The sequence below is a fragment of the Bradyrhizobium sp. 482_C4_N1_8 genome (assembly GCF_052075965.1).
Classification (GTDB): domain Bacteria; phylum Pseudomonadota; class Alphaproteobacteria; order Rhizobiales; family Xanthobacteraceae; genus Bradyrhizobium; species Bradyrhizobium barranii.
Genome location: NZ_CP197231.1, coordinates 8,021,033 through 8,047,664, shown reverse-complemented (window position 1 = coordinate 8,047,664; position 26,632 = coordinate 8,021,033). Strand labels below are relative to the sequence as shown.

At 65.5% G+C, this 26,632-nt stretch carries 29 protein-coding genes; 17 read left to right on the top strand and 12 right to left on the bottom strand.

The genetic code is table 11. From position 1 onward, the window contains the following. Positions 1 to 4: 4 nt before the first annotated feature. From AB7Z56_RS38185 to AB7Z56_RS38165, 5 genes are all read left to right on the top strand, one after another. A complete protein-coding gene (locus tag AB7Z56_RS38185; RefSeq protein WP_063985612.1) occupies positions 5 to 247 on the top strand; it encodes a DUF4170 domain-containing protein in 243 nt (80 codons plus the stop codon). Beyond that, complete coding sequence (locus AB7Z56_RS38180) at positions 244 to 957, top strand: lysophospholipid acyltransferase family protein (RefSeq protein WP_063985611.1); 714 nt, start codon at positions 244 to 246, stop codon at positions 955 to 957. The genes AB7Z56_RS38185 and AB7Z56_RS38180 overlap by 4 nt, the downstream gene beginning before the upstream one ends. Next, complete coding sequence (locus AB7Z56_RS38175; protein WP_063985610.1) at positions 950 to 2,254, top strand: 3-deoxy-D-manno-octulosonic acid transferase; 1,305 nt, start codon at positions 950 to 952, stop codon at positions 2,252 to 2,254. Before AB7Z56_RS38180 ends, AB7Z56_RS38175 begins: the two co-directional genes overlap by 8 nt. After that, positions 2,247 to 3,263, top strand: a complete 1,017-nt coding sequence (gene lpxK, locus AB7Z56_RS38170) for a tetraacyldisaccharide 4'-kinase (protein ID WP_231143640.1) — start codon at positions 2,247 to 2,249, stop codon at positions 3,261 to 3,263. The genes AB7Z56_RS38175 and lpxK overlap by 8 nt, the downstream gene beginning before the upstream one ends. A gap of 302 nt (positions 3,264 to 3,565) precedes the next feature. Beyond that, positions 3,566 to 3,901 (top strand): GYD domain-containing protein, encoded by a 336-nt coding sequence (locus AB7Z56_RS38165; protein WP_063985608.1) that lies wholly within the window; start codon positions 3,566 to 3,568, stop codon positions 3,899 to 3,901. A 382-nt stretch (positions 3,902 to 4,283) separates the two neighbouring features. Here AB7Z56_RS38165 and AB7Z56_RS38160 read toward each other — a convergent pair whose 3' ends face one another. Continuing rightward, positions 4,284 to 4,481, bottom strand: a complete 198-nt coding sequence (locus AB7Z56_RS38160) for a hypothetical protein (protein WP_223153847.1) — start codon at positions 4,479 to 4,481, stop codon at positions 4,284 to 4,286. A 510-nt stretch (positions 4,482 to 4,991) separates the two neighbouring features. Between AB7Z56_RS38160 and AB7Z56_RS38155 the strand changes: the two genes are divergently transcribed. Beyond that, a complete protein-coding gene (locus AB7Z56_RS38155) occupies positions 4,992 to 5,306 on the top strand; it encodes a hypothetical protein (RefSeq protein ID WP_063986703.1) in 315 nt (104 codons plus the stop codon). 16 nt (positions 5,307 to 5,322) lie between these two features. Here AB7Z56_RS38155 and AB7Z56_RS38150 read toward each other — a convergent pair whose 3' ends face one another. Continuing rightward, a complete protein-coding gene (locus AB7Z56_RS38150; protein ID WP_014491939.1) occupies positions 5,323 to 5,550 on the bottom strand; it encodes a DUF2093 domain-containing protein in 228 nt (75 codons plus the stop codon). A gap of 194 nt (positions 5,551 to 5,744) precedes the next feature. On the opposite strand from AB7Z56_RS38150, the gene AB7Z56_RS38145 reads away from it, so the two are divergent. Together AB7Z56_RS38145 and AB7Z56_RS38140 are read left to right on the top strand one after the other, a co-directional pair. Then, the gene (locus AB7Z56_RS38145; protein ID WP_063985607.1) at positions 5,745 to 6,569 is read left to right on the top strand and encodes a dienelactone hydrolase family protein; all 825 of its coding nucleotides are present in this window, start codon (positions 5,745 to 5,747) and stop codon (positions 6,567 to 6,569) included. Between the two features lie 224 nt (positions 6,570 to 6,793). Next, the gene (locus tag AB7Z56_RS38140; protein WP_008130160.1) at positions 6,794 to 6,943 is read left to right on the top strand and encodes a hypothetical protein; all 150 of its coding nucleotides are present in this window, start codon (positions 6,794 to 6,796) and stop codon (positions 6,941 to 6,943) included. A 180-nt stretch (positions 6,944 to 7,123) separates the two neighbouring features. On the opposite strand, the gene xseA is transcribed toward AB7Z56_RS38140, so the two are convergent. After that, entirely contained in the window at positions 7,124 to 8,764 is a 1,641-nt protein-coding gene (gene xseA / locus AB7Z56_RS38135; protein WP_084795308.1) for an exodeoxyribonuclease VII large subunit, read from the bottom strand. Positions 8,765 to 8,882: 118 nt separating this feature from the next. Here xseA and AB7Z56_RS38130 point away from each other — a divergent pair, with 118 nt between their 5' ends. The 5 genes from AB7Z56_RS38130 to AB7Z56_RS38110 all read left to right on the top strand — a co-directional run bounded on the left by AB7Z56_RS38130 (position 8,883) and on the right by AB7Z56_RS38110 (position 13,457). After that, on the top strand, positions 8,883 to 9,893 hold the full coding sequence (locus AB7Z56_RS38130) for an alpha/beta hydrolase (protein ID WP_063985605.1): 1,011 nt from the start codon (positions 8,883 to 8,885) through the stop codon (positions 9,891 to 9,893). Beyond that, positions 9,890 to 10,444 (top strand): hypothetical protein, encoded by a 555-nt coding sequence (locus tag AB7Z56_RS38125; protein ID WP_063985604.1) that lies wholly within the window; start codon positions 9,890 to 9,892, stop codon positions 10,442 to 10,444. The genes AB7Z56_RS38130 and AB7Z56_RS38125 overlap by 4 nt, the downstream gene beginning before the upstream one ends. A 3-nt stretch (positions 10,445 to 10,447) precedes the next feature. Continuing rightward, on the top strand, positions 10,448 to 10,747 hold the full coding sequence (locus AB7Z56_RS38120; RefSeq protein ID WP_063985603.1) for a winged helix-turn-helix domain-containing protein: 300 nt from the start codon (positions 10,448 to 10,450) through the stop codon (positions 10,745 to 10,747). 308 nt (positions 10,748 to 11,055) lie between these two features. Further along, positions 11,056 to 12,339, top strand: a complete 1,284-nt coding sequence (gene purD / locus AB7Z56_RS38115; RefSeq protein ID WP_063985602.1) for a phosphoribosylamine--glycine ligase — start codon at positions 11,056 to 11,058, stop codon at positions 12,337 to 12,339. A gap of 215 nt (positions 12,340 to 12,554) precedes the next feature. Further along, entirely contained in the window at positions 12,555 to 13,457 is a 903-nt protein-coding gene (locus AB7Z56_RS38110; protein ID WP_063986702.1) for an alpha/beta fold hydrolase, read from the top strand. A gap of 142 nt (positions 13,458 to 13,599) precedes the next feature. Here the strand turns inward: AB7Z56_RS38110 and AB7Z56_RS38105 are convergent, their stop codons facing one another. Next, positions 13,600 to 14,058 carry a nucleoside deaminase gene (locus tag AB7Z56_RS38105; RefSeq protein WP_038945284.1) on the bottom strand — a complete coding sequence of 153 codons (459 nt, stop codon included), beginning with the start codon at positions 14,056 to 14,058 and terminating at the stop codon, positions 13,600 to 13,602. A 119-nt stretch (positions 14,059 to 14,177) separates the two neighbouring features. Between AB7Z56_RS38105 and AB7Z56_RS38100 the strand changes: the two genes are divergently transcribed. After that, entirely contained in the window at positions 14,178 to 16,337 is a 2,160-nt protein-coding gene (locus AB7Z56_RS38100; protein WP_231143639.1) for a pseudouridine synthase, read from the top strand. Beyond that, positions 16,338 to 16,892 (top strand): 16S rRNA (guanine(966)-N(2))-methyltransferase RsmD, encoded by a 555-nt coding sequence (rsmD, locus tag AB7Z56_RS38095; protein ID WP_063985600.1) that lies wholly within the window; start codon positions 16,338 to 16,340, stop codon positions 16,890 to 16,892. Between the two features lie 103 nt (positions 16,893 to 16,995). Here rsmD and mutL read toward each other — a convergent pair whose 3' ends face one another. Next, positions 16,996 to 18,807 carry a DNA mismatch repair endonuclease MutL gene (gene mutL, locus AB7Z56_RS38090; RefSeq protein ID WP_063985599.1) on the bottom strand — a complete coding sequence of 604 codons (1,812 nt, stop codon included), beginning with the start codon at positions 18,805 to 18,807 and terminating at the stop codon, positions 16,996 to 16,998. Positions 18,808 to 19,049: 242 nt separating this feature from the next. Between mutL and AB7Z56_RS38085 the strand changes: the two genes are divergently transcribed. Further along, positions 19,050 to 19,367, top strand: a complete 318-nt coding sequence (locus AB7Z56_RS38085) for a ribbon-helix-helix domain-containing protein (protein WP_063985598.1) — start codon at positions 19,050 to 19,052, stop codon at positions 19,365 to 19,367. Positions 19,368 to 19,596: 229 nt separating this feature from the next. Here AB7Z56_RS38085 and AB7Z56_RS38080 read toward each other — a convergent pair whose 3' ends face one another. From AB7Z56_RS38080 to AB7Z56_RS38065, 4 genes are read right to left on the bottom strand one after another with little or no spacing between them, the layout of a single operon-like run. After that, on the bottom strand, positions 19,597 to 21,165 hold the full coding sequence (locus AB7Z56_RS38080) for a GMC family oxidoreductase (protein ID WP_063985597.1): 1,569 nt from the start codon (positions 21,163 to 21,165) through the stop codon (positions 19,597 to 19,599). Between the two features lie 29 nt (positions 21,166 to 21,194). Next, positions 21,195 to 21,743: a hypothetical protein gene (locus tag AB7Z56_RS38075; protein WP_063985596.1), complete on the bottom strand. Its 549-nt coding sequence runs from the start codon at positions 21,741 to 21,743 to the stop codon at positions 21,195 to 21,197. Positions 21,744 to 21,788: 45 nt separating this feature from the next. Next, complete coding sequence (locus AB7Z56_RS38070; protein ID WP_063985595.1) at positions 21,789 to 22,184, bottom strand: VOC family protein; 396 nt, start codon at positions 22,182 to 22,184, stop codon at positions 21,789 to 21,791. Next, on the bottom strand, positions 22,185 to 22,571 hold the full coding sequence (locus tag AB7Z56_RS38065) for a c-type cytochrome (protein ID WP_084795402.1): 387 nt from the start codon (positions 22,569 to 22,571) through the stop codon (positions 22,185 to 22,187). Between the two features lie 195 nt (positions 22,572 to 22,766). Here AB7Z56_RS38065 and AB7Z56_RS38060 point away from each other — a divergent pair, with 195 nt between their 5' ends. Next, positions 22,767 to 23,180: a hypothetical protein gene (locus AB7Z56_RS38060; protein ID WP_245328492.1), complete on the top strand. Its 414-nt coding sequence runs from the start codon at positions 22,767 to 22,769 to the stop codon at positions 23,178 to 23,180. A gap of 69 nt (positions 23,181 to 23,249) precedes the next feature. Here the strand turns inward: AB7Z56_RS38060 and arfB are convergent, their stop codons facing one another. From arfB to AB7Z56_RS38045, 3 genes are all read right to left on the bottom strand, one after another. Beyond that, positions 23,250 to 23,669, bottom strand: a complete 420-nt coding sequence (gene arfB / locus AB7Z56_RS38055; RefSeq protein WP_063985592.1) for an alternative ribosome rescue aminoacyl-tRNA hydrolase ArfB — start codon at positions 23,667 to 23,669, stop codon at positions 23,250 to 23,252. Positions 23,670 to 23,785: 116 nt separating this feature from the next. Then, positions 23,786 to 25,141, bottom strand: coding sequence for a M16 family metallopeptidase (locus tag AB7Z56_RS38050; RefSeq protein WP_063985591.1), 1,356 nt, complete (start codon positions 25,139 to 25,141; stop codon positions 23,786 to 23,788). Continuing rightward, positions 25,138 to 26,532: a M16 family metallopeptidase gene (locus AB7Z56_RS38045; protein ID WP_371496566.1), complete on the bottom strand. Its 1,395-nt coding sequence runs from the start codon at positions 26,530 to 26,532 to the stop codon at positions 25,138 to 25,140. The genes AB7Z56_RS38050 and AB7Z56_RS38045 overlap by 4 nt, the downstream gene beginning before the upstream one ends. Positions 26,533 to 26,632: the final 100 nt, after the last annotated feature.

Here is a 26,632-nt window from a genome sequence, read left to right as displayed (position 1 = left end):
ACCCATGCCAGATAGTGCCCCGCAACAATTGCTGCATCTCGTCATCGGCGGCGAACTGCTCGATCTCGAGCACAACACCTTCAAGAACCTCGATGACGTCGAGGTCGTCGGCCTCTATCCGAACTATGCGTCCGCTCACGTCGCCTGGCGCGCCAAGGCGCAGAGCACGGTCGACAACGCGCAGATGCGCTACTTCATCGTCCATCTCCATCGGTTGCTCGACCCGAATCAAGAACCGGCGCGTTGAAAAAACTGCTTCGCAATACGCTGCGAAGCAGCTGGTTTCAGCGTGCCGTCGGGGTTCTGGCGGCCGAATATCTGCGCCTGGTCTGGCGGACCAACAAATTCACGTTCGATCCGCCTGACGTCTATGACATCGTCGAGCCGCAGATCCCCGCGATCTTCGCCTTCTGGCACGGCCAGCATTTCCTCACGCCCTTCATCAAGACCAAGGAGTCCTACCGGGCCAAGGTCCTGATCTCGCGGCATCGCGACGGCGAGTTCAACGCGATCGCCGTCGAGCGGCTCGGCATCGGCCTCATCCGTGGTTCCGGTGACCACGGCGGCGCCTTCCACCGCAAGGGCGGGGTGGGCGCGTTCAGGGAAATGGTGCACACGCTCCAGGACGGTTGTAATGTCGCGCTGACCGCCGATGTCCCCAAGCGCTCGCGCGTGGCCGGGCTCGGCATCATCATGCTGGCACGGGAATCGGGGCGGCCGATCATGCCTTTCGCGATGGCGACCAGCCGCTTCATCCGGCTCAAGAACTGGGACCGCACCACCATCAACCTGCCGTTCGGGCGGGGCGCATTGGTCGGCATCAAGGAAATCCACGTGCCGCCGGATGCCGACGCCGCCACCATGGAAGCGCTGCGGCTGGAGCTGGAAGAGACCTTGAACGAGGCGACCCGCCGCGCATACGCGCAACTCGGCCGTCCGGGGCCCCAAGATGGCTAATTCGCTGCCGATAACGCTGCGGATGTACCGGCGCCTGGCCTCGGGCCTGGTGCCGCTTGCGCCGGCGCTGATCAAGCGGCGGCTGAAGCAGGGCAAGGAGGATCCCGCCCGCGTCGGCGAGCGGCGGGGCCTGTCCCGGGACGTGCGTCCGCACGGCCCCCTGGTCTGGATTCACGGCGCCAGCGTCGGTGAGGTGCTCGCCGCAGCCGCGCTGATCGAGCGCCTGCGCGACCTCAATCTGCGCATCCTGCTCACCTCGGGCACCGTCACCTCCGCCGCCGTCGTCGCAAAGCGCTTTCCGCCCGACGTCATCCATCAATACGTGCCGTATGATTCCCCGCGCTATGTCGCGCGCTTCCTCGATCACTGGAAGCCGTCGTTGGCGCTGTTCATCGAATCCGATTTGTGGCCGAACCTGATCCTGGCGGGCGCCGCGCGCCGCCTGCCGATGGTGCTGATCAACGGGCGGATGTCACCGCGCTCCTTCCCGCGCTGGCGGCGGATGTACGGCACCATCTCGGCGCTGCTGTCGCGGTTCGACATCTGCCTGGCGCAATCGAAGACCGATGCTGAACGTTTCTCCGCGCTCGGCGGCCGCGACGTGGTCACCACGGGCAATCTCAAGCTCGACGTGGCCGCGCCGCCGGCCGATCCCGCCAAGCTCGAGCGGCTGATGGCGATAACGCGCGGCCGCCCGATCATCGTCGCGGCCTCGACCCATCCGGGCGAGGACGAGATGCTGGTCGCGGCGCATCGCAGCCTCGTCGGTTTCTTCCCGCAGCTTCTGACCGTGATCGTGCCGCGGCATCCGGATCGCGGCACCTCGATCGCGGGCCTGATCACGGCGTCGGGCCTGAAGCCGGCGTTGCGCTCGCGCGAGGAATTGCCGACGGCCGCGACCGACGTCTATGTCGCCGACACCATGGGCGAGCTCGGCCTGTTCTACCGCCTCTCGCCGGTCGTGTTCATGGGCGGATCGCTGATCCGCCATGGCGGCCAGAATCCGATCGAGGCGATCAAGCTCGGCGCCGCGATCGTCCATGGTCCGCACGTCTTCAACTTCGCCGATGTCTACGAGGCGCTCGACGGCAGCGGCGGCGCGCGCCAGGCCGACACACAGGAGGCGCTGGTCAAGCAGCTCGGCCAGTTGCTGGCCGATGCCGCCGTGCGCGACGGGATGCAGCGCGCCGGCGCAGGCGTGGTCGAGGAGCTCGGCGGTGCGCTTAATCGCACCATGACGGCGCTCGAGCCCTATCTGTTGCAGCTTACCATCGAGATGGGGGCCGCCAATGCGTGAGCCGGCCTTCTGGTACCGGCCGCGTTCCTTCAAGTCTCATGCGTTACGGCCGTTGGGCTTGCTCTATGGCGCGATCACCGAACGGCGCATGCTGCGCCAGGGCTTTGACGCCGGCATCCCCGTGATCTGCGTCGGCAACTACCATGTCGGCGGCGCCGGCAAGACGCCGACCGTGCTCGCATTGACAAAGCTGTTGCGCGAGCTCGGCGAGACGCCGGTGGTGCTCAGCCGCGGTTATGGCGGGCGCCTCAAGGGTCCGGTCATGGTCGATCGCGAGCGTCACACCGCTTCCGACATCGGCGACGAGCCGCTGATGATGGTGCGCGACGTTCCTGTCGTGGTCGCGCACGACCGTCTCGAAGGCGTTGCGCTCGCGAAGTCGCGGGGCGCGACCGTGGTCCTGATGGACGACGGTTTCCAGAACCCGCGCCTGCTGAAGGACGCCTCCCTGATCGTGATCGACAGCGAGCGCGGCCTCGGCAACGGCAAGGTGTTTCCGGCCGGTCCCTTGCGCGCGCCGCTGAAGGCGCAGCTCGCGCGCACCGATGCGCTGGTGCTGATCGGCAATGGCCATGCCGCCAACGATGTCGCGGCGGAGCTTGCGAAGCGCAACAAGCCGGAGCTGCGCGCGCGCCTGAAGCCGGATGCGGCCTCGGTCGCGCAACTCCTCGGCAAACGAGTCTTTGCGTTCGCCGGCATCGGCGATCCCGCGCGTTTCTTCCGCAGCTTGCGTGCCTGCGGCATCGAGGTCGCGCGCACGCGCCCCTTTGCCGATCACCACATGTTTTCGCAGAACGAGATCGCGGCGCTCGCAGCGGAGGCGCAGCGCGAGCAGCTCACGCTGGTGACGACGGAAAAGGATCTTGCGCGCCTGCGCGGCCGCGAGGGCGTGCCCGACGGCATCGTGCCGTTCGCGGTGCAGCTCGAATTCGATGATCCGGCAGCGCTCCGGCAATTGATCAGCGATCATCTCTACAGGGCGCGCGAGCGGCGGTTCGGCAGGCGATGATGTCTTGATGATTTCTTGGCGTGGGCAAAGCGCTCCGCCGTAGCCCAACACCGCGCGCCATGCGATATGCGACAATTGACCGGGGCGACATGTCGCGGCGGATGAATTGTCTTCCGCACGTTCGGGAGTTGATGTAGCCTCGCATGAGAGCCGTCACCGGGACGTGCCGAACTCCCGGCAATCATCGGCGGCGTTTATGCCCACGGCGGGCAACGTACCATCATCATTTCAGATGCGAGACCGTTACGATCAGTTCGGAACGGCCGGAGAGTTATTGCCAAAAGCTCAGAGGAGAACATGCCATGCATTTTTGCCTCACTGGACAATATACACCACGCGCTCTCAACGCCATTTTGGAAAACCCCACGATCAATCGCCAGGAGGCGGCGACAAAACTCATTGAAGCGGCCGGCGGCAAGCTGATTTCGATGTACAGCGTTGCTGCCGACGGTCCGGGCGTTCTGGTGATTTTCGATGTGCCTGATCCGAGCACGGCTCCGGCCATCTCCGGTCTGACCGTCACGGTGGGCACCCTGCAGAACGTGAAACTGACCCGGCTGTTCACGCAGGACGAGATCAAGCAGGTCCGCCAGAACGCGGCGAAGCTGCGCTCTTCGTATAGTCCGCCCGGAGGCTGACATCCGGATCTCAAGCGATGCCGCCGCAATCGTATCGGGCGGCGGCAACGCTTACCTCACAGCAAAAAGCAGGTCTGCGCGCTGAGGCGAGGCGAAGGCCTTCCGGCGTCTATCGACGGACGATGCGGAGGGCGCGTGCTGTGTCCGGCGCCACAGGTCCGACTGAACGTGCTTGCCAGCGGACCCGTCAAGGGCATGCAATCCCGGCTCAGCGGTCAGTCCCCTCACCAGGCTCCAACAGCCATCATTCCGATGATGGTCAGGCACGAGACGCAGGCCACCATGACAGTATAGCATTCGGGTGTATTCATCGCTTGCTCCCAAACTGCCGCCAATTGCTTGGTCACTGCTACGCGGGAGAGTTCGCCGGTCTCGGGCCGCTTCAATGCGGCACGCCGCGACCGGTCTTGCGTTGTGCGTCCGTCCTCTCATCGTCACCCTGATCCGCAAGATGATGATGCGCTTCGGAAGCTTCAGAGCGTTGAGCTATGATCAGAAGCTGTTTCCGCATTTCAGCGAGGCGGGCGCGGCAATATTCACGATAGAGCATGTCTAGTATGGTGGGCATGATCACCCCCATCGTTGACTTTCGATTTAAAAAGTATCCACCGCGAATTTTCGAGGTGATCGTAGCCCGTCAGATGGCTCTTCCGATGTGAGCCCGTTCACAGACTGCATCAATTCCAAAGCTCAATGGTCGTTTGGTTGACTTGATGGTCTGTGCGGCAAAGCAGCAGGGCTAATTACCTAACGCGCACTTTAGCAGCGCTCTGTTTCACCAAGACTTCGTCAAACAACTTGAGGGCGCCGAACCGCAGCGAAAAATCCAACTACAGCGCGAAGTGACTTACCACGGAGTGCAAGCGCGATTCGATGCAACGCAGATCGGCACGACGGAGATCATTTCGGCGGTAAGGCCTGCAGTTCAGGTGCGCACGAACATCGTCTCCATCCTCATGCTGCGCGAAAGGCTGTGCCGCTCGTGCGATGCCGGCAGGACAGCTACACTTTGCTCACCCTGCAGCAGCCTGCCATTCAGCCGACATTCATCGCAAGACGCCTATCGGTTCCAGACGATCAGGAGAATCCGATGAAACTGCCATCCGCAGCCGTCGCTGCCAGTCTTGTGTGTCTGATCATTGCGCCCGTGTTTGCGCAGACGGCGCCGACGACGGCTCCCGCTGCTCCAACCAGCACGGTGCCAGTCCCCGCGACCAAGCGCGTCACATGTCTTGCGACGACGCAAAGCCTGAAGGGCCAGGACAAGCGCGACCAGATGCAGCTCTGCATGGCGCAGGCGCGGGTCGATTGCCTCAAGCAGGCGATCGATCAGAAGGTCGTCGGCGAGCCCAGGAAGACCTTCATCAAGACCTGCGTGGGCGGAGATGCCACTGAACAGCAATAGAAGCGCAGGCGCGGCCTCACGGCTGCGGCTTCAGCGCGCCGGGGAAATGCCGCTGCAGCACGGCGGCGGGCGTGGCGTAGGCCTCTTGCAGGTCCACGCTCCAGTACTTCAATTCGTCGAGCGGTATCCGCGTGTCGGTGATCGCGCAGCGCACGAAGGTCCCCGGCGAGATCACGCGGAAATCGCCGTCGAGATATTGCACCTGCGCTTCGCCATGGCCCGAGGGGCCGAACTTGTTCAGCACGGTCGAAAGTCTCCGTGGAAGGCCTCTCCGTGGAAAACCCTGGAGGGCACGATGTGTTGGACGGGATTTAGCATAGATAGGGTGGCTTGTCCGCCCGGTAAACCCACCGGTTTGTGATGTTTTGCCGCCGTTTCCGCATGATAGTGCTTCGCGCGAGGGATGGCCGGTTCCGGCATCTTCCACGGCAGAATCCGATGCGCCTTCGACTGACCGCCCTGTTCCTGATGCTGCTGATGTCGGCCGCGCACGCCGCGCCGGCGCCGCAGCAGGTCGACATTCCGCTGTCGTCCGGAATCCTGCATGGGCAGCTCTACAAGCCCGAAGGCGAGGGGCCGTTTCCGACCGTGATCGCGCTGCACGGCTGCGGCGGCCTCGGCAATCATTCAGAATCGGTGCTGCCGCGCTATCGCGACTGGGCGCTGCAATTGCTGAAGGCCGGCAATGCCGTGCTGCTGCCCGACAGCTACGGCTCGCGCGAGCTTGGGCCGCAATGCCGCGTCAAGGAGATGCACATCAAGGCACGTCGCGAGCGCGTCGCCGACATCGCGGCCTCGCGCGCCTGGCTGATGAAGCAGAGTTGGGTCGCGCGCGACCGCGTCAGCCTGATCGGCTGGGCCAACGGTGCCAGCGCGCTGCTCTGGGCGGTGCGTCCGCAGAGCGCCGCGCGCGAAGCCGGGCCGGATTTTCGCGCGGCGATCGCGTTCTATCCGGATTGCCGGATCTCCGCCGGCCTCGGCTGGAGCGCGCGGGTGCCGACCCTGGTGCTGATCGGCGCCAATGACGACGTCTCGTCGCCGCCGGCCTGCCGCCAGATGGTCGATGGTGCGCGCGGCCGCAGCGCGCTCACGCGCATCGTGGTCTATCCCGGCGCCTATCACGATTTCGACCGCGCCAATACGCCGCTGCATGCAGCTGCCGGTACCACCGACGCCGCCGCGCCCGAGCACGGCCATCTCGGCACGGACGCAGAGGCGCGCGCGGAGTCGCAGCGGGAAGTCGCGGAGTGGCTGGCGCGGTGAGGGCGGTCCTGTAGCCCGGATGGAGCGGGCTTGTCCCGCCGTAGCTCGATAGAGCGAAGGCGGAAGCGGGGCCGCCCGAGGAACAAATCTGGCGGACAGCCCCGCATCGACCACCGCCCTGCACGGAGTATGGCCGACCGTGAATCTACGTATCGCGTGTCGCGGCGGTTTCAGCAGGTGACGGCGCCTTAGTTCGACCACGATGTCGATTAAACGCAGTCCTCATGCGCAACCGCTTCGTCCTGTTCTCATCCGCACTGATCGTCTTCACCGTCGCGATCTTCCTGTTCGAAGCCCACGCCGGCGCGCCGATGATCGCGCCGGAACATTGCGGCTTCTGGACCACGATCGACGCGGGATTGTCCTGCCGGTAGGACGGGCTGCAATGACGTGGTTGGGGCTGCATGCGTGCACCACACAGTCGGTGTCGTCGCCCGGCTTGACCGGGCGATCCAGCACTCCGAGACGTCCGTGAGTCACCGAGAAGCCGCGGCGTACTGGATTCCCCGCCTGCGCGGGGAATGACACCGAGGGCGGAACGCCGCCCTCGCGCCTCAGAACAAATTGCCCTGATCCACCGGCTTCGCCACGCGCTTCGGCGCCGGTTTTGCGTCTTGCGCGGCCGGCTTTGCTTGCGCCAACGCACGCTTTGCCGTCGGAACTGCACGATCCGCATCCGCCGTCGCACCGACACGGCCGTCCGCAAACTCGATCTCGACGCGTGCGCCGGGACCAATCGCGTCGGCCGAATGCAAGGGATGGCCGGCCTCGTCCCGTACCAGAGCAAAGCCGCGGGCGAGCACGCCGCGATACGACAACGCCGAGAGCAGCTTGCCGCTGTTCTCGATGCGGGCATCCAATCGCTGCAACAGCGTGACAAGCGCGCGGTTGGCGCGTTCGGCCAGACGATGCGTGCGCTCGCGCTGGCGGGCAATTGCGTTGCGCTGCGCCTGTGCATTCGAAAGTTTCGAGGCGCGCAAGCGCACCTCCAGCCCGGCGAAACGGTCGCGCCGTTGCCGCAGCAGCGAGCGCGCGGACAGGCCGAGCCGCTCGCCGCACACGGTGAGGCGGTGATCGGCCTGCGAAATCTGCCCGTGCAGCACCCGCAGCGTCAGCTTTGCGCTCGCCGCGGTAAACCGGCGGAAATGCGCATGCGTGTTGGCCTTGAGGCCGCGGGGTAGCGACGCGCCCGCCGAATCCAGCCGTTGCCGCGGGATTGCGAGCAGATCGCCCGCCGCGGGCAGGGCGCGCGCGGCGGCGCGCAGCTCGCTGCGGCGGCTCTCATGGGCACGCTGCCAATAGGCGCGGGTGCGCCGCGCGAGATCGGCGACCTCGACGAACAAGTCGCTGCGCACCGGCACCGCCATCTCGGCCGCTGCCGTCGGCGTCGGCGCGCGCTTGTCGGCGACGAAGTCGATCAGCGTGATGTCGGTCTCGTGCCCGACCGCCGAGATCAGCGGGATCATGCTCTCGGCTGCCGCCCGCACCACGATCTCCTCGTTGAACGACCAGAGGTCCTCCAGCGAGCCGCCGCCGCGTGCCACGATCAGCACATCGGGCCGCGGAATCTTGCCGCCCTCGGGCAGCGCATTGAAGCCGCGGATCGCGGCTGCGACCTGCTCGGCCGAGCCTTCGCCCTGCACCTTGACCGGCCACACCAGCACGTGGCGGGGAAAGCGGTCCTCAAGCCGATGCAGGATGTCACGGATGACGGCGCCGGTCGGCGAGGTCACCACGCCGATCACCTCCGGCAGCCAGGGCAGCAACTGCTTGCGCGCCTCGTCGAACAGGCCCTCGGCGGCGAGCTTCTTCTTGCGCTCCTCCATCAGCGCCATCAGCGCGCCGATGCCAGCCGGCTCCAGCGCCTCGATCACGATCTGGTATTTTGAGGAGCCCGGATAGGTCGTGAGCTTGCCGGTGGCGATGACCTCGAGCCCTTCCTGGGGCTTGAAGCGCATCCGCCCGTGCACGCCCTTCCAGATCACCGCCTCGATCTTGGCGCTCTCGTCCTTGAGCGCGAAATAGCAGTGGCCGGAGGAGTGGGCGCCGCGGAAACCGGAAATCTCGCCGCGGACCCGGACATGGCCAAAGGCGTCCTCGACCGTCCGCTTCAGGGACTGCGAGAGCTCGGAGACGGTGAATTCGGGGGCGTTGAGCAGTGGTTCCGCAGGCGGCATCGGCAAACGATTCGGCATTTTGGGGTCAGACCCGACGTTAAGGATTTTCGCGGCGCAGCGCCAATCCGGGGATTGATATGAAGAGTACTCTGTAATATAGAGTTCTCTATCGATGACCAGTTCGAGGGAGTTTGCGATGGCGATGCGGCTGCTGCGGGGTTCTCTAAGCCTGTTGAAATGGGGCCTGTGCGCGGTTGGCGCAGTCGCGCTGCTGCTCACCGCCCTGATCGCGACGCCGCTGGAACGACCTGCGGAGATGCGCTCAGTCTCGGACTCCGCCAAGGGGATCGACTGGTCCACCCTCCCGCCGCTGGAGCGGTTCCAGGCCCGCGACGGTACCTGGCTTGGCTTCCGGCACTACGCGCCGAAGGGGACGGCCACCGACCGCGGCGCCATCTTCATCCATGGATCGTCCGGTTCCTCCGGCACCGTGAACCATGCCCTGACGGCAGCATTCGCCGCGCACGGCGTCGAGACCTGGGCACTCGATACGCGCGGCCACGGCGCCTCCGGCACGCGCGGTGATATCGGCTATGTCGGCCAGCTCGAGGACGATCTGGTCGACTTCGTCGCCCATGTCCGCAAGAGCGCGCCCGATTTGCCACTGACCTTGATCGGCCATTCCGCCGGCGCCGGCTTCTCGCTGCGCGTTGCCGCGACGCCGATCATGCAGGACCTGTTCGTCCGCACCGTCCTGATTGCGCCCTATCTCGGCTACGACGCGCCGACCAACAAACCGCACGCCGGCGGTTGGGCCAATGCTGACCTTCCGCGCTACTTCGGGCTGGCGGCGCTGCGCAAGCTCGGCATCGACTGTTGTTCGCAGCTTCCAGTGCTCGCCTTCGCCGTGCCGCCGAACTCGGAGCGGATCCTGGTGCCGACCTATTCCGATCGCCTGATGCGCAACTTTGCGACGCGCGGCTATCGCCTCGATTTTCCGGCGGTGACTCATTCGATGACGATTTTCGGCGGTGCCGAGGACGAGATGATGATCTCGGACAAATATGCCGAGACCGTGCAGGCGGTGAAGCCGTCGGTCGACGTCAAGATGATCGACGGCGTCAATCACATGGGCATGGTCACCAACCCGAAGGCGGTCAATGCAATCGCCGAGGACGTGGCAACGCGCGGAGCAGGCCAGTCATGATCGACAGCAAGGAGGCGTCTGCAGCGTTGGCCGACATCGACGACATCGTCCAGCGCGTGAAGCAATCGCAGCTCTACGAGCTCGCAAGCCTCGCAGCGGTCTGGTGGGGAGTCCTGGTGTTCGCAGGCAATCTCGTGACCTGGCTCTGGCCGGTCTACGCGGTCCACGCCTGGGTTGCCGTGGACGTTCTGGGCGTCGGCGGTCTGGTCGGAATCCGGTTGCTCAATCCATCACCCCGTCCGCATGGTGCCGCCTTCGATGTCAGGCTCGTTCTGGTCTTCGTGCTGTTCTTCGCCTTCGGCTATCTCTGCACCAACGTCGTCGGCCATTTCGGTCCACGCCAGCTCGGCGCGTTCTGGCCGCTCTACTTCATGCTGTTCTATACGCTGGCGGGTCTCTGGTTCGGCTACGCCTTCGTCGCGATCGGTCTTGGCATCGCTGCGCTGACACTGATTGGGTTCTTCTACATCGGAGAGGCGTTCCCGCTCTGGATGGCGTTCGTCAATGGCGGCGGTCTGATCCTCGGCGGCCTTTGGATGCGGCGGATCTAGCGCATGGCCGAGCTCGACGACATCATCCACCAGCCGCTGCGGCTCAAGATCATGGCGGCATTGAACGCGCTGCCTGCGACTGCAGGTCTGGAATTTTCGAGGCTGAAAAAGCTCACCGGCGCCACCGACGGCAATCTCGGCGCACACATCGAGACGCTGGCGAAGGCGGGCTACGTCTCGGTCGACAAGGCCTTCGTCGGCAAGAAACCGCAGACCACGGTCACCGCCACCGCCGCCGGCCGCGGCGCCTTCGCACGCCATGTCGCGACGCTGCAGGAGATCATTGCGGGGAAGCAGGTGTAGCGGCGATTGTCGTTCTCGGGCGTCGCTGACGCGGTGCAGATTGTTGTGCCCTCTCCCCTTGCGGGAGAGGGCATCTCCGCCGGTGGACGCAGGCTCACTCGGGTGAGGGGGCTGCCTCCACGAGCTTTTATGCGTGTGGATAGATACCCCTCATCCGGCGCTTCGCGCCACCTTCTCCCGCAAGGGGAGAAGGAAAGCGGGCTTCGCCGCGCCCCCGGAATGACGGGGAGTTCGGGGCGTTTCCCCTTGAGACCCGCGGCGATTCGTGCGACCTCCGGCACCAGCAAACCCCTTATTCTGAGCCCTCGATGCACATTCTCCTGCTCGGTTCCGGCGGCCGCGAACATGCCCTGGCGTGGAAAATCGCAGCCTCCCCCCTGGTGACCAAGTTCTGGTGCGCGCCCGGCAATGCCGGCATCGCGCGGGAGGCGGAATGCGTGGCGCTCGATGTCGCCGACCATGCCGCGGTGATCGACTTCTGCAAGACGAATGCGGTCGAGCTCGTGGTGGTCGGCCCGGAGACGCCGCTGGCCGCCGGCATCGTCGACGACCTCACCGCCGCCGGCATCAAGGCGTTCGGGCCGAGCGGGGTGGCGGCGCAGCTTGAAAGCTCCAAGGGGTTCACCAAGGCGCTGTGCACCGAATTCGGCATTCCGACCGGCGCCTACAAGCGCTTCACCAACGCCAATGATGCGCGTGCCTACGTGCAGAGCCAGGGTGCGCCGATTGTGGTCAAGGCCGACGGCCTTGCCGCCGGCAAGGGCGTCGTGGTCGCCAAGACCGTGCGCGAGGCCGAGGACGCCATCGCCATGATGTTCGAGGGCGCCTTTGGCGATGCCGGCGCCGAGGTCGTGATCGAGGAATTTCTGCCGGGCCGCGAGATCAGCTTCTTCGCGCTGTGCGACGGCGAGACCGCCATCCCTCTCGCTTCCGCGCAGGACCACAAGCGGGTGTTCGACCACGACGTCGGCCCGAACACCGGCGGCATGGGCGCCTATTCGCCGACGCCGCTGGTCACGCCCGCGATCCACGATGCGATCATGGCAAAGATCATTTTGCCGACGGTCGCCGGCATGAAGCAGCGCGGCACGCCGTTCCGCGGCATACTTTACGCCGGGATCATGCTGACCACCCATGGCCCAAAGCTGTTCGAGTTCAACGTTCGCTTCGGCGATCCCGAGTGTCAGGTGCTGATGCTGCGGATGATATCCGACATCGTGCCGGCGTTCCTCGCCTCCTGCGACGGGGAGCTTAAGCACTTCGACCTGCGCTGGCATCCGGACTCCGCGCTCACCGTGGTGATGGCGGCGAAGGGCTATCCCGGCGACTATCAGAAGGGCACGCGCATCGAAGGGCTCGATGACGCCGCCAAGGTCGAGACCGCCGAGATATTCCATGCGGGCACGGTCGAGGAGGACGGCGCGATCCTCGCCAATGGCGGCCGCGTGCTCAACGTGTGCGCGCTCGGCAAGACCGTGACCGAGGCGCAGGCGCGTGCCTATCAGGCCGTCGACCGCATCAACTGGCCGGAAGGCTTCTGCCGCCGCGACATCGGCTGGCAGGCGGTGGAAGCCGAGAAGGCCCGGGGCTGACAGGCTTTTTTCCGGAATACACGCATGGTGGCATCAAGATTGCCGCGTGCCTCCGCCCCGCCACATCGACATTCCAAAATTGCGCAATCGCCTGTTGGGGTTAGCAACCCTCACAGGTGACGACCGTGCTACTGTGCATGGGGTTGTTTTCGACATTTTTGTTTGAGGCGGCCCAGGACTGACCAGACAGGACTGACCAGATATGGATGCAGAAGATGTCCGATCTCGCCGACCTCTATCCGGGCTTTGGCTCCGAGTGGGTCAACACCTCCTTCGGCCGCATCTTCGCCCGCGTCGGCGGCAAGGGGCCGCCGCTGCTGCTGCTGCACGGCTTCTCCGAGACCAACGTGATGTGGCACCGCGTGGCGCCGCAGCTCGCCGACAAGTTCACGCTGATCATTGCCGATCTGCCGGGCTATGGCTGGTCCGACATGCCCGAGAGCGATGCGCAGCACATCCCCTACAGCAAGCGCGCGATGGCCAAGGCCATGGTCGAGGCGATGGAGCAACTCGGCCACGTCCACTTCGCGCTTGCCGGCCACGACCGCGGCGGCCGGGTGTCGTATCGGCTGGCGCTCGATCATCCCGGCCGGCTGTCGCGCCTTGCGGTGCTCGATATCCTGCCGACCTATAATTACTGGGAGCGGATGAACCGCGCCTACGCGCTGAAGATCTATCACTGGACCTTCCTCGCCCAGCCGGCGCCGCTGCCGGAGACGCTGATCTCGGGCAATGGCGAGTTCTTCCTGCGCTTCAAGATGGCGAGCCAGACCAAGTCGAAGACGCTGGACGCCATCGACGAGCGCGCACTGGAACATTACATCGCCCCGTTCCGCGATCCCGCCCGCGTGCATGCGATGTGCGAGGACTACCGCGCCGGCGCCTATTTCGATTACGACCTAGACAAGACCGATTTCGAGGCCGGCAAGAAGATCACGGTGCCGATGCTGGCCCTCTGGGGTGGCGCGGGCATCGCCCAGGCCGCCGCGACGCCGCTCGATACGTGGAAGCAATGGGCGACCAACGTCGACGGCATGCCGGTGGACTCCGGCCATTTCCTCACCGAGGAGAACCCGGACGCCACCGCAAAGGCGCTGCGCGAGTTCTTCGCAGGCTGAACTAAGCTGTCGCGACACACACAACTGTCATCGCCCGGCTTGACCGGGCGATCCAGTACTCCGAGACGGTGGTGGTTGATCGATAGGCCGCGGCGTACTGGATGCCCCGCCTTCGCGGGGCATGACGGCGGAATATGTGAATCTACCGCCGCTCCCGAAAGAAGTCCCTGAGCAGCCGCGCCGCCTCGCTCTCGCCGACCCCGGAATAGACGTCCGGCGCATGATGGCAGGTGGGCGAAGCGAAGAACCGCACGCCGGACTCGACCGCGCCGCCCTTGGGATCGGCGGCGCCGTAATAGAGCCGCCTGACCCTTGCAAAGGAGATCGCGCCCGCACACATGGTGCAGGGCTCCAGCGTCACGTAGAGGTCGCAGTCGACCAGGCGCTCGCTGCCGATCTTTTTGGCGGCCTCGCGCAGCGCAATGATCTCGGCATGGGCGGTCGGGTCGTAATCGGTCAGCGTCCGGTTCGCCGCGGTGGCGATGACCTCGTAATTGCGGACCACGACGCATCCGATCGGAACTTCGCCCGCCTTTCCGGCATTTTCGGCCGTTTTGAGCGCCAAATCCATGAAAGAGGGGGCTTTCAAGCCTCGTATCATCGTCAGAAACCTGCTAGTAGCTCCGCCTTCAGCAAGAGTGAATACCGGATTTGCCTGAGCATGCGGCTCGAAACGAGCGCGCACAATGCTTTCTGGCCACCCCCTAAGTGAGATTATTCATGCCTCGCGACAGCGACAAAGACAACGATTCCCGCGGCCGGCGTGATCGAGGCCCGGCAAGGGGAGGCCCGCCCAAGGGCCGGTCCGGCAAGCCGCGTGGCCCTGAGAAGAAATTCGCCAAGCGCGGCCCTGAGGGCAGGGGCGACGCCCGCCCGCCCCGTGGCGACCGCGACAGCCGTCCGCCTCGCGCCGACCGCGGGGATCGTCCGTTCCGCCGCCGCGAGGAGGGCGATGCCCCGCGCCGCGATTTCAGCGACCGTCCGAAATTCAAGCGCGACGACCGTGGTGGTGAGGAGCGCGGCGAGCGCAGCTTCAAGCCGCGCGGCGACCGCCCGTTCTCCGATCGCGGCTCGCGCGATGGCGAGAAGCGGCCATTCAAGCCGCGTGGTGATCGTCCGTCCTATGGCCGTGACGACCGTCCGCCGCGCAGCCGGGATCGCGACGATTCCCGTCCCGCCGGCCGGTTCGGTGACAAGAAGTTCGGCGACAAGCGGCCCTACGCGCCGCGTGGCGACCGCCCGGAACGCAAGTTCGACGGCGAGCGGAAGTTTTCGCGCGGCGCACCGGATCGCGAGCGCGACCGTGGGGATCGCAGCGACCGCCCGCGCGACTTCGGCGACCGCCCGCGCGATCGCGGCGAGCGCAGCGATTCAAAGCCGTGGCAGAAGCGCGACGCGGGTCCGCGTGGCGATCGTCCGCCGCGCAAGGACTTCAGCAAGGGTCCGCGCAAGGATTTCGGCGGCCGCGACCGCAGCGAAGACAAGCCCTGGCAGAAGCGCGACGATCGGCAGGGTGGCGGCGATGACCGTCCGCGTTTCTCGCGCTCGCGCGACGATCGCGCGTCCGGCGATCGTCCGTTCCGCGAGCGGCCCAAGTTCGATCGACCCAAGTTCGATCGCCCGCGCGACGACCGTCCGAAATTCGATCGGCCCCGTCGTGATGGCGATGGCGAACGCGGCGGTGACCGTCCCAAATTCAATCGTCCGCGCGAGCGCTCTGAGGGCCGCTCCGACTGGCACGAGCATCCGCGCAACGAAGGCCGCTTCGGCGACCGTCCGCGCCGTGAAAACGAGGATGAGAGCAGGATCTTCGAGAAGCGCCCCGCCTTCGGCGGTCGCGGCGCCTATCGTGACCGTGATCGGGATTTCGAGGGCCGTCCGCGCCGTGACGAAGCACCGAAGCCGAAGAAGGCCGGCGAGCGTATCGCAAAAGTGCTGTCGCGTGCGGGCCTCGCCTCGCGCCGCGACGCCGAGGAGATGGTCACGCAGGGGCGCGTCTCCGTCAACGGCCGCGTCATCAATTCACCGGCGCTCGACATCACCTCGAACGATGTCGTCACTGTCGACGGCAAGCCGTTGCCGGAGCGTGAGCGCACGCGGCTGTTCCTCTACCACAAGCCGCGCGGCCTGATGACCACGCATGACGACCCTGAGGGCCGTCCGACCGTGTTCGACAATCTGCCCGAAGGCCTGCCGCGGCTGATCTCGATCGGCCGCCTCGACTTCAACACCGAAGGCCTGCTGCTGCTCACCAATGATGGCGGGCTCGCGCGCACGCTCGAGCTGCCGGACACCGGCTGGCTGCGCCGCTACCGCGTTCGCGCCCATGGCGACGTCACGCAGGCCCAGCTCGATCAATTGAAGGAAGGCATCGAGGTCGAAGGCGTCAAATACGGCCCGATCGAGGCGACGCTGGAGCGTGATCAGGGTGCCAATGTCTGGCTGGTGTTCGCGATCCGCGAAGGCAAGAACCGCGAGGTGCGCAACGTCTGCGCCCATCTCGGGCTCGAAGTGAACCGGCTGATCCGCGTGTCCTACGGACCGTTCCAGCTCGGCGAGGTCCCCGAAGGCCAGGTCGAGGAGATCAAGTCGCGCGTGCTGCGTGATCAGCTCGGCGACAAGGTGATCGAGAAGTCGGGCGCGCAGTTCGACGTGCCGAAGAAATCTTCTTCACCCGACGGCGAAGCGCCACGCGAGAAGAAGCCCGCCAGCAAGCGTGACGTGATCAACGATCGCAAGGGCCGCCGTGTGCTGGTACAGCGCACCGGCAGCGAGGAAGCGCGCGAGCGCAACGAGTCCGAGGCCAACGGCTACGGCCCGCCGCGCCGCCCCAAGCGCGGCTATCACGGCAAGCGCGATTTGACGCCGCGGGAGGACTGATTGCGCGTCGTCGGCGGTCGTTTGAAGGGGCGCAATCTCGCCTCACCGTCCTCGCGCGACATCCGCCCCACGGCGGACCGCCTGCGCGAGTCCGTGTTCAACATCCTCGTGCACGCCTATGACGATCCGATCGAGGATGCGCGCGTGCTCGATCTCTTCGCCGGCACCGGCGCGCTCGGCATCGAGGCGTCCTCGCGCGGCGCAAAGTTCACACTGTTCGTCGACAACGGCGCGGAAGCGCGCGCGCTGTTGCGCAACAATGTCGAGACGCTCGGCCTTGGCGGCGTGACCAAGGTCTATCGCCGCGATGCGACCGATCTCGGCCCTGCGCATCCCGTCGAGCCGTTCTCGCTGGTGTTCCTCGATCCGCCCTATGGCAAGGGATTTGCGGAGAAGGCGCTTGCGAGCTTGCGCGATGGTGGCTGGCTCACGCCGGGCGCGCTGCTCGTGGTGGAAGAGGCTAAGGCTGCGGAGTTCGTGACGCCGGAAGGTTTCGAGGAATTGGAGCGGCGGGCGTATGACGACACGGAGTTCGTGTTTTTGAGGAAGCCGTAGTCTCGCTGCCGTAGGGTGGGCAAAGGCGCAACGCGCCGTGCCCACCAACTTTCTGCGATCGCGATAGGTGGTGGGCACGCTTCGCTTTGCCCACCCTACGAAATCATCGCCGCCCGAACAGCTTCTCCACATCGCTCAGCTTCAGCTCGACATAGGTCGGCCGGCCGTGATTGCACTGGCCGGAGTTCGGGGTGTCCTCCATCTCGCGGAGCAGGGCGTTCATTTCCTCCGGCCGCAGCCGGCGGCCGGCGCGCACCGATCCGTGGCAGGCCATGGTCGCGGCGACGTGCATCAGGCGGCGCTCCAGCGGCAGCGCCTCGTCCCATTCGGCCATATGCTCGGAGAGATCGCGGAGCAGCCCGCCCGCATTGGTCTTGCCGAGCAGCGACGGCGTCTCGCGCACCGCGACCGCGCCGGGGCCGAAGGATTCGATCGCCAGCCCAAACGACGCAAGCTCCTCGCTGCGCTCCAGCAGGCGCTCGACTGTCGCCTCGTCCATCTCGACGATCTCGGGAATCAGGAGGATCTGCCGCTGCACGCCATTGGCGGCGAGCGAGGCCTTCAGCCGCTCGTAGACGATGCGCTCATGCGCGGCATGCTGATCGACGATGATCAGGCCGTCGCGGGTCTGCGAGACGATGTAGGTCTCGTGGATCTGCGTGCGCGCCGCGCCGAGCGGACGGTCGACCAGGTCAGCCGTCGGTTGCGTCTCGAACCGCACGTCCGCACTAGGTGCGCCGACGTCGAACGCGGCCTGCGCGCGCTCGGCGAAGGCGGGTGCGGCCGCACCTTCGAAGGACGGCATCGGCGCGACCGGGGCGGATGGCGAAGCCCGCCAGTCCCAGCTCGCAGGCCGTGGCGTGAAAGCGGGCCGGAACGAGGACAATGCGCTCTCGCCACTGTTGGCGGCCGTGCGCCGGCCCTCGCGCGCGAGCGCGTCCTTCAATCCGTGCACGATCAGCGCGCGCACGAGGCCGGCATTGCGGAAGCGCACCTCGGTCTTGGCCGGATGCACGTTGGCATCGACCTCGCGCGGATCGAGCGTGACGAACAACGCCAGCACCGGATGGCGGTCGCGCGGCAGATAGTCGGCATAGGCCCCGCGCACGGCGCCGAGGATCAGCTTGTCGCGCACCGGGCGGCCGTTGACGAAGAGATATTGCCCGAGCGCGTTGGCCTTGGTGAGCGCCGGCGCCGCGGCATAGCCGGCGATGACGACGCCCTCGCGCTCGGCGTGGACCTCGATGGCGTGGCTGCGGAATTCTGCGCCGAGGATATCGCCGAGCCGCGTCAGCCGTCCGGCGGCGCCGGGCAGCGCGGCGGTCCAGGTCACCGGCGCGCGCTCCTCGCCCGCGAGCGTGAAGGCGACGTCGGGCCGCGCCATGGCGAGGCGCCTGACCACCTCGCGGATCGCCTCCGCCTCGGTGCGATCGGTCTTCAGGAATTTCAGCCGCGCGGGCGTTGCATAGAAGAGGTCGTTGACCTCGACGCGCGTGCCATGCGCCAGCGCGGCCGGCATGATCTCGGACTTGTCGCCGCCCTCGACTGACAGCGCCCAGGCATGCGGCTCGCTCGCGTGCCGCGTGGTGATGGAAAGACGCGCCACGGAGCCGATCGAGGGCAGCGCCTCGCCGCGGAACCCGAGCGTGCGGATCTGGAGCAGGTCCTCGTCGTCGAGCTTGGAGGTGGCATGGCGTTCGACCGCGAGCGCGAGGTCCTTCGCGGTCATGCCGCTGCCGTCGTCGGTGATCCCGATCCGCCGCCGCCCGCCGCCATCGGTGAAGACGTCGATCCGGCTCGCACCGGCATCGATGGCGTTCTCGACCAGTTCCTTGACCACGCTTGCCGGACGTTCGACCACCTCGCCGGCGGCGATGCGGTTGACGACTTGCTCTGGCAGCTGGCGGACGGGCATGGGGCTTTCGATCTGGATTCGCTGACGGCGCTATTCTAGGCCGTGTTGCGTCAAAAGCATGTGTTGGGCAACAGCCGTGTGGCGGGCTGGGGAAGAGGGATGCCTATCACATTGAAGGGATTGGACGTTCGAGAAAATTGCGCAACCGGGACGGAGCGGTCGCCCTGCCTGCCGTCCTGATTGTGGGGGCACGGGCAGCGGTGTAGCATCGTGAAAAAATGGCAACAGGACGGGAGGACGCCATGTGCAATTTCTTCGCGCACCAGCCCCAACGCAACTACGAATCCCAGACCCGCTCGTTGCGGATCGGCGGGCACTGCACCTCGATCCGGCTGGAAATGGCGTTCTGGGACACGCTGGAGGAGATCGCGGCCAAGGAGAGCATGAGCGTCGGCAAGTTCCTGACCACGCTCTACAATGAGGTGCTCGACCATCACGGCGAGGTCAATAATTTCGCCTCGCTGCTGCGCTGCTCCTGCCTGATCTACCGCTCCCGGAGCGTGACGCAGGTGCAGGAGTTCAAGGCAACCGTCGCGCCCATCCTCGATGCGGCCGAGTAGCCGTTGCTGTGGCGGCCCGCATCCGCATTCTCAATGCCATCATGCCGAACGTTCTTGGCCTGCATGGTTCGAGACGCCCGCCTCGGCGGGCTCCTCACCATGAGGGTCTGATATCTCGCCGCGCAACACGACCTCATCCTGAGGGCCCGCCGTAGGCGGGCGTCTCGAAGGATGGCCGCAAGCGAAATGCCTGCCACGTTCTTCCAATCAGACGGGATAACGCCCGACGTCAGATCTCCTTTTTCTGCATCGCGCCGGCGATGTAATCAGCCTGCCGGATCGCGAGCGCGACGATGGTCAGCGTCGGATTGCACGCCGCCCCGCTGGTGAACTGACTGCCATCCGAGACGAACAGATTCTTGACGTCGTGGCTCTGTCCGAACTTGTTGACCACGCCATCCCGCGGTTTCTCGCTCATCCTGTTGGTGCCGAGATTGTGCGTGCTCGGATAGGGTGGCGTTGGATAGGTCACGGTGGCGCCGACGGCGTCGTAGACGGCCGCACCCTGCTTGTAGGCATGTGCGCGCATCGCGAGGTCGTTGGGATGGTCGTCGAAATGGACGCTCGCGACCGCTTGGCCGAACTTGTCTTTGACGACGGGGTCGAGCGTGATGCGGTTGGTCTCCTGCGGCATGTCCTCGCCGACCAGCCACATGCCGGCCATCCTGGGATAGCCGTCGAGCGCCGCGGTGAACGGACGGCCCCAGGCGCCGGGATTGAGGAAGGCCGCCATGAACGGCAGGCCAATCGACAGCGTCTCCATCTCGTAGCCGCCGACGAAGCCGCGCTTCGGATTGTTGGCGGATTCATCACGGATAATGCCGGCCATGGTGGTGCCGCGATACATGTGCACCGACTTCTCGAACACGGCGTAGACGCTGCCGGTCATGTGCCGCATGTAGTTGCGGCCGACCTGGCCCGATGAATTGCCGAGGCCATCGGGGAACATGGTCGAGGCACTGTTCAACAGCAACCGCGGGCTTTCAATCGAGTTGCCGGCCACCGCGACGACGCGCGCCTTCTGGCGCTGCATCGCGCCACTCTCGTCGGCATAGACAACGCCGGTCACCTTGCCGGAGGCGTCGTGCTCGATCTTGACCGCCATGCTGCTCGGCCGTACTTCGAGATTGCCGGTCGCCTCGCCCTTGGGGATTTCGGTGTAGAGCGTCGACCATTTCGCGCCGGATTTGCAGCCCTGGAAGCAGAAGCCGATCTGCTGGCAGGCGCCGCGGCCGTCACGCGGCTGGCTGTTGATGGCCATGTTGCCGGTGTGCACGGTTTTGTAGCCAAGCTTCTTCGCACCGGCCTCCAGCACCTTGAAATTATTATTGCCGGGCAGTCCGGGAATGCCGTTGGTGCGGGTCACGCCCATCTTGTTCTCAGCCTTGGCGTACCACGGCTCGATTTCCGCGAGCGTCACCGGCCAGTCCAAAAGATTGGCGCCGGGAATGTTGCCGTAGGTGCTCTTCACCTTGAACTCGTGCTCGTCGAAGCGCAGCGATGCGCCGGCCCAGTGTGTGGTCGAGCCGCCGACCGCCTTGACGATCCAGGCGGGCAGGCCAGAGAAGTCCTTGGCGACGCGCCATGTCCCCGACGTGGTGCGGGCATCGGTCCAGGCGAGCTGGGAAAAGCTCTCCCACTCGTCGTTGACGAAGTCCTGGTTCTCGATGCGGGGACCTGCTTCGAGGATCACCACCTTGACGCCCTTCTGCGCGAGCTCGTTGCCCAGCGTGCCGCCGCCGGCACCGGAGCCGACGATCACCACAACGCTGGAGTCGTTCAGATCGAATTTTGCCATATGCGTTCTCCTGAACCGTTGGGTGAGCCTTAAGCCTTCGGCAGCCAGTCGATGTCGGCAAAGCCGCGGTTGATGTAGCCGCCGTGCTCTGCGGAGGAGCCTTCGTAGCCGAACCGCGGCCAGACCTCTTTCTGGTTGTAGAGCGACACCACGAGGTCGCCGCGCACCTTCTGGAAGAAGTCGCTCTGCTCGATCTCCGTCAGCAGCACCACGCGGTCGGCTTCCCATGGCACTTCGGCGTAAGCCACCTTGTGCCGATCCCGCGCGTTCTGATCGAGCCGCGTGATGCCGTCGCTGATCAGAGACTTGACGGCGGGGTCCTTGGCCGCCTTGCCGTCCCACGGCTTGATCGCGGTGATGTAGTAGCTGTCGCCGAGGACGTCGTGCGGATAGATGTCGCGCGCGACCTTCAGCAGCGTCTTCATCGTTGCGGGCGAGAGCGTGCTGGCATCATCCGCCCAGGCATCCTCGATGCTGACGGCGACGCTGGTCGCGACAGCGACGACCGGAACGGCGGTCGCCGCGCCCTTGAGAAAGACGCGGCGGCTGTGCTTGCTTCGACGATCGACTTCTCTCATGGCATTCCTCCGTAGATTTTGTGATTTGGATTTTTGTGATTTTGATCAGCCGAAACGACCCCCTCGCTGGATCACCTCGATCTTGTAGCCATCGGGATCGCTGACGAAGAAGAAGCGCGCCAGCGTCTTGCCGTCGTGCTTGAAGTCGTGCAGCGGTCCCGGTGCGAGCTTCTCGCGCTCGAAGCGGGCATGTTCGGTATCGAGATCCTCGACCACCACGGCAATATGTCCGTAGCCGTCGCCGAGCTGGTACGGCTCCTTGCGATCGAAATTCACCGTCAGCTCGACCTCGAAAGGTGAGGAGGGATGACGCAGATAGATCAGGGCAAAGTCCGAAAATTTCAGATGGTCGGCGACCTCCAAGCCGAAGGCGCGCTTGTAGAAGTCGAGCGAGCGGGCCTCGTCGAGCACGCGGATCATGGAATGAACGGGCTTTGCCATTCAGTTCAGCTCCTTCAGGTAGGTGATGATGGCGGCGCGCGTCTCCGGCTTCGCCTGCCGGTAGACCATGGTCACGCCGGGAATGACGGCTTGCGGATTGCTCAGCCAGGCGTCGAGCCTGGTCTCGTCCCAGGCGAAGTCCACTTTCGACAGCGCCTCCGAGTATTTAAAACCTTCGGTCTTGCCGGCGGGACGGCCGACGACCTTCACCAGCGGTGGGCCTTGCCGCGCCGGCTCTGACAGGCTTGTCGTGTGGCACACCGCGCATTGCTGTTTGAACAGCGTCGCGCCATCCGGCGGCTTGGCGGCCGGCAAGGGCATTTGCGCATCGGCAACCCGCGTCACCAGCACCATCGCGGTGCACAATCCCAGCACGATTGCGCGCATCGCCAAGAATCCGCCCATCCACATCAACGTGCGCAAACTCTAGGCGGCGTCAAAGATGCGGTGGTAGTAGCGGGCTGTTTCGATGCGCGCGGAGACACTGGTGGCCGCGTGTGTTCCGCAATGCCTTATATGCGGAGCACAATTCCGCGAAACCGCCGTCAAATCCCTAAACGATCACCACACCATGCGCATTGCATGACGACCGCGCCGCTTGAACTCTCTACGCGATGCAATGACCCGGTGCAGGTGAGCGGCGCAGGATGCAGCCGAGCCATTCGTCGCGGAAAAATCCAGGAGAAATGGATGAAGTTGGTGAAGACCTCGATGATCGCATGCGCTCTGTCGGCTCTCATTGCGACGCCGGTTCTCGCGCAAGGCGCGCCACCCGCCAAGACGGGCGGCGCCGTGCAAGGCAAATCGATGCAGGGCAGCACAATGGGCAGCGGGGATGAGGAGATGAATGCTCAGCCGGGCGCGGCGGGCGAGAAGACGGGCATGAAGTCGACCAAAGGCACCAGGGGCACGGTCGGCACCACCGGTAGCGCTGCGCATAAGGGAACCGCCGACGATTCCGCGACGGGCGGTGCAGCCCCGGCCAAGCGTTACTAGTCCCGCCGGGTGAAGCAAGCAGACTCCGGTCGCCCCGCGGCCGGAGTTTTTTTGACTGGGTCTGCTTTGCTAGTCGTCGAAGCGGCCGCCGCCGCGCCCTGCCTTGATGTCGCTGCGGCGCTTCTTGCCGTCGAGCCGGCGCTGCTTGGAGCCAAAGGTCGGCCGTGTCGCGCGGCGCGGCTTTGGCCGTATCATCGCTTCGGTCAGGATCTCGGTGAGCCGGTCGATGGCGTCCTGACGGTTACGCTCCTGGGTGCGGAAGCGCTGGGCGTGGATCACGATCACGCCGTCCTTGGTCATGCGCTGGCCGGCGATGCGGGCGAGCCGGATCACCGCATCCTCCGGCAAGGTCAGCTTGCGCGTGTCGAAGCGCAGCTGGGCCGAGGTCGAGACCTTGTTGACGTTCTGCCCGCCCGGGCCGGAGGCGCGGACGAAGCCGATCTCGATATCGTCCTCGTCGATGACGAGATCGCGGGATATCCGCAGCATGCTGGCACCATTCGTGATGTCCGGACATATCGCGGACGTCCACGTTCGGCAATGGCGCATCCTGGAAACGCAAATGGCCGGGCGAGCCCGGCCATTTCAGGAAACGTCAGGGGACGTCAGTTCGACTTCGTCGCCGGTGCCGCGGCCGCCTGTGGGGCGCGGCCGACGACGACGGTCAGGAGGCCCTGGCCCCAGAGGCGCTTGGCGGCGGCCTTGGCGTCGTCCAGTGTCACCGCATCGACGATGGCGTTGCGCTTCTCGATATAGTCGATCGGCAGCTTGTCCTGCTGGTATTGCAGCAGCGCCTGCGCGAGCTTCGAGGAGGTATCCAGCGCCAGCATCTGCGAGCCCTTGAGGTAGGACTTGGCTTCGTCGAGCTCCTTCTGCGTCGGGCCCTCCTCGGCGATGCGGCGCACTTCCTTGTCGATGGCGTCGATGGTGTCGCCGGCCCGGTCGGCGCGGGTGCCGGTGTTGCCGATGAAGACCGCCGAATGCTCCATCCAGAGCAGCGATTCGAACACGGAATAAGCCAGCCCGCGCTTCTCGCGTACCTCGCGATAGAGCCGGGAGGACAATCCGCCGCCGCCCAGGATGTGGTTGACGACATAGGCGGCCATGAAGTTCGGATCGCTGCGCTTCACGCCGGGGCCGCCGAAGGTGATGACGGTCTGCGGCACGTCGAGCGGCACGAAGGCGCGCTGCGGCGGTTTTGCCGCCTCGACGTCGGCGACCGGCGTGAGATTGGCTTTTGCGGGCAGGCTACCAAAAGTGTGGTCGAGCAGCTTGCCGAGGGTGGCCGGATCGACGTCGCCGACCACCGCGATCTTCAGCCCGTCCTTCGCAATCACGCGGCCGACATAATCCTTCATGTCGGCGACCGTGATGGTCGGCACGCTGTCCAGCGTGCCATTGGTCTGCCGGCCATAGGGATGGTCGCCGAACGCGACCTCCAGGAATTTGCGGCTCGCCAGCGACGACGGATTGGTGGTCTCGCGGCGCAGGCCCGAGATCACCTGTGAGCGGATGCGCTCGACGTCGGCGGTGTCGAAATGCGGCGAGGTCAGCGCGCTCCTGAGCAGGTCGAAGGCCTCGTCCTTGTTGTCGCGCAGCATCCGCAGGCTGCCGCGGAACGTATCGCGGGTGGCGCTGAAGGAGAGCTCGATGGCGCGGCGGTCGAGCCGCTCATGGAAGGTCTTGGAGTCGAGATCGCCGGAGCCTTCGTCGAGAAGGTCGCCGACCAGATTGGCGACGCCGGACTTGTCCTTGGGATCCTGCGCCGAGCCGCCGGCAAAGGAATATTCCATGGCGATCAGCGGCACCGTCGCATCCTGTACGAACCAGGCTTCGATGCCGCCCGGCGAAGTCAGGTGCTGGATTTTTGCAGCCGCCTGTGACGGCGACACCGTAGCCAGCGCGAGTGCCGCGCCGGTGGCAAGCGAGAATGCAACGCGTCGAAGGAAGGGATAGGTCACGAACGCTTCTCCTCGCGCTTGGCGGCACTGGTGTCCTTGATCAGATAGCCCGTCACCGATCGCTTCTTCTCGAGCCATTTCTGCGCGACAGTGCGAACCTGCTCGGCGGTGACCGCGCGAATGCGGTCGGGCCAGCTCCTGATGTCCTCGATCGAGAGGCCCGTGGTCAGCGCGCCGCCATACCAGCGCGCCAGCACCGCCTGGTTGTCCTGGGCGTAGATCGCTTCCGCAATGAGCTGGGTCTTGACCCGCTCGAGGTCCTCGGCGCGGATCGGGTTCTGTGCGATGTCGGCGATGACGCCGTCGACCACTTGCTCGACATCGGCAAAGCTGACGCCCGGTTTCGGCGAGGCCGAGATCGCGAACTGGGTCGGGTCGAGCGAGATGCTCGAATAGCTGGCGCTGGCGGACACCGCGAGCGGCTTGTCGACCACGAGCGCGCGGTAGAGATAGGAATTGCTGCCGCTGCCCATCAGCTGCGCCAGCACGTCGAGGGCGGCGCTTTCACCTGCGGCGGCGGTCGTCGCCGACGGTACGAGATAGTAGCGGCGCAGGCTCGGCTGCTCGACGCGCGGGTCGGCCAGCGTGACCGTGCGCGGCGCCGCCGGCTCCGGCTCCTGCGGACGGATGCGCCGCTCCGGGATCGCGGGCTGGGCCGGAATGGAGCCGAAATTCCGCTCGACCAGCGGGCGGATGTCGGCGGCTTCCACGTCGCCGGCGATCACGAGGATCGCGTTGTTCGGCGCGTAGAAGCGGCGGTAGAAGGCGAGCGCATCCTCGCGGTCGAGCTTCTCGATCTCCTGGTGCCAGCCGATCACCGGCCGGCCGTAGGGATGATTGAGATAGAGCGCGGCCATGATCTGCTCGTTGAGCCGCGCGTCCGGATTGTTGGCGACCCGCATGTTGTACTCTTCGAGCACGACGTCGCGCTCGGGCAGCACGTTCTCGTCCTTAAGGATCAGGCCGGTCATGCGATCGGCCTCGAACTCCATCATGGTCGGCAGCTGCTCTTTCGGCACGCGCTGGTAGTAGTTGGTGTAGTCGACCGAGGTCGAGGCGTTCTCGTTGCCGCCGACGCGGAGCACGGTCTGGGAGAATTCGCCGACCGGATGCTTCGAGGTGCCCTTGAACATCAGATGTTCGAGGAAGTGCGCGAGCCCGGACTTGCCCGGCGTCTCGTCGGCCGAGCCGACCTTGTACCAGATCATCTCCGTGACCACGGGCGTGCGGTGGTCCGGGATCACCACGACCTGCATGCCGTTGGCGAGCGTGAAGCTGGCGGGCGGGGCCGATGTCACCGTGGTCTGGGCGAGGGCGGCGCTGGCTGAGAGGACACTCGTCGAAAGCAGCGCGGCAAGGAGGCAGGCGGCCGATCGGTAAGAGGACATCATAATCCTTATGAAAAGGCCGAACCCGGATGTCCGGCTCGGAGGCACTGCATGCTACACCGTGCGGCTGAGGCTTCGCGTCACGAAGCAGAGAACTCAACGC

Coding starts and splice junctions, on each gene's coding strand:
- AB7Z56_RS38145 (WP_063985607.1), top strand. CDS start 5,745: ATGCGCCTTCGACTGACCGCCCTGTTCCTGATGCTGCTGATGTCGGCC.
- arfB (WP_063985592.1), bottom strand. CDS start 23,669: ATGCTGCGGATATCCCGCGATCTCGTCATCGACGAGGACGATATCGAG.
- AB7Z56_RS38110 (WP_063986702.1), top strand. CDS start 12,555: ATGTCCGATCTCGCCGACCTCTATCCGGGCTTTGGCTCCGAGTGGGTC.
- AB7Z56_RS38105 (WP_038945284.1), bottom strand. CDS start 14,058: ATGATACGAGGCTTGAAAGCCCCCTCTTTCATGGATTTGGCGCTCAAA.
- AB7Z56_RS38160 (WP_223153847.1), bottom strand. CDS start 4,481: ATGGGGGTGATCATGCCCACCATACTAGACATGCTCTATCGTGAATAT.
- AB7Z56_RS38165 (WP_063985608.1), top strand. CDS start 3,566: ATGCATTTTTGCCTCACTGGACAATATACACCACGCGCTCTCAACGCC.
- AB7Z56_RS38045 (WP_371496566.1), bottom strand. CDS start 26,532: ATGATGTCCTCTTACCGATCGGCCGCCTGCCTCCTTGCCGCGCTGCTT.
- purD (WP_063985602.1), top strand. CDS start 11,056: ATGCACATTCTCCTGCTCGGTTCCGGCGGCCGCGAACATGCCCTGGCG.
- AB7Z56_RS38140 (WP_008130160.1), top strand. CDS start 6,794: ATGCGCAACCGCTTCGTCCTGTTCTCATCCGCACTGATCGTCTTCACC.
- AB7Z56_RS38085 (WP_063985598.1), top strand. CDS start 19,050: ATGTGCAATTTCTTCGCGCACCAGCCCCAACGCAACTACGAATCCCAG.
- xseA (WP_084795308.1), bottom strand. CDS start 8,764: ATGCCGAATCGTTTGCCGATGCCGCCTGCGGAACCACTGCTCAACGCC.
- AB7Z56_RS38060 (WP_245328492.1), top strand. CDS start 22,767: ATGACGACCGCGCCGCTTGAACTCTCTACGCGATGCAATGACCCGGTG.
- AB7Z56_RS38065 (WP_084795402.1), bottom strand. CDS start 22,571: ATGCGCGCAATCGTGCTGGGATTGTGCACCGCGATGGTGCTGGTGACG.
- AB7Z56_RS38080 (WP_063985597.1), bottom strand. CDS start 21,165: ATGGCAAAATTCGATCTGAACGACTCCAGCGTTGTGGTGATCGTCGGC.
- AB7Z56_RS38175 (WP_063985610.1), top strand. CDS start 950: ATGGCTAATTCGCTGCCGATAACGCTGCGGATGTACCGGCGCCTGGCC.
- AB7Z56_RS38100 (WP_231143639.1), top strand. CDS start 14,178: ATGCCTCGCGACAGCGACAAAGACAACGATTCCCGCGGCCGGCGTGAT.
- AB7Z56_RS38070 (WP_063985595.1), bottom strand. CDS start 22,184: ATGGCAAAGCCCGTTCATTCCATGATCCGCGTGCTCGACGAGGCCCGC.
- AB7Z56_RS38155 (WP_063986703.1), top strand. CDS start 4,992: ATGAAACTGCCATCCGCAGCCGTCGCTGCCAGTCTTGTGTGTCTGATC.
- AB7Z56_RS38130 (WP_063985605.1), top strand. CDS start 8,883: ATGGCGATGCGGCTGCTGCGGGGTTCTCTAAGCCTGTTGAAATGGGGC.
- AB7Z56_RS38075 (WP_063985596.1), bottom strand. CDS start 21,743: ATGAGAGAAGTCGATCGTCGAAGCAAGCACAGCCGCCGCGTCTTTCTC.
- AB7Z56_RS38120 (WP_063985603.1), top strand. CDS start 10,448: ATGGCCGAGCTCGACGACATCATCCACCAGCCGCTGCGGCTCAAGATC.
- AB7Z56_RS38125 (WP_063985604.1), top strand. CDS start 9,890: ATGATCGACAGCAAGGAGGCGTCTGCAGCGTTGGCCGACATCGACGAC.
- mutL (WP_063985599.1), bottom strand. CDS start 18,807: ATGCCCGTCCGCCAGCTGCCAGAGCAAGTCGTCAACCGCATCGCCGCC.
- lpxK (WP_231143640.1), top strand. CDS start 2,247: ATGCGTGAGCCGGCCTTCTGGTACCGGCCGCGTTCCTTCAAGTCTCAT.
- AB7Z56_RS38185 (WP_063985612.1), top strand. CDS start 5: ATGCCAGATAGTGCCCCGCAACAATTGCTGCATCTCGTCATCGGCGGC.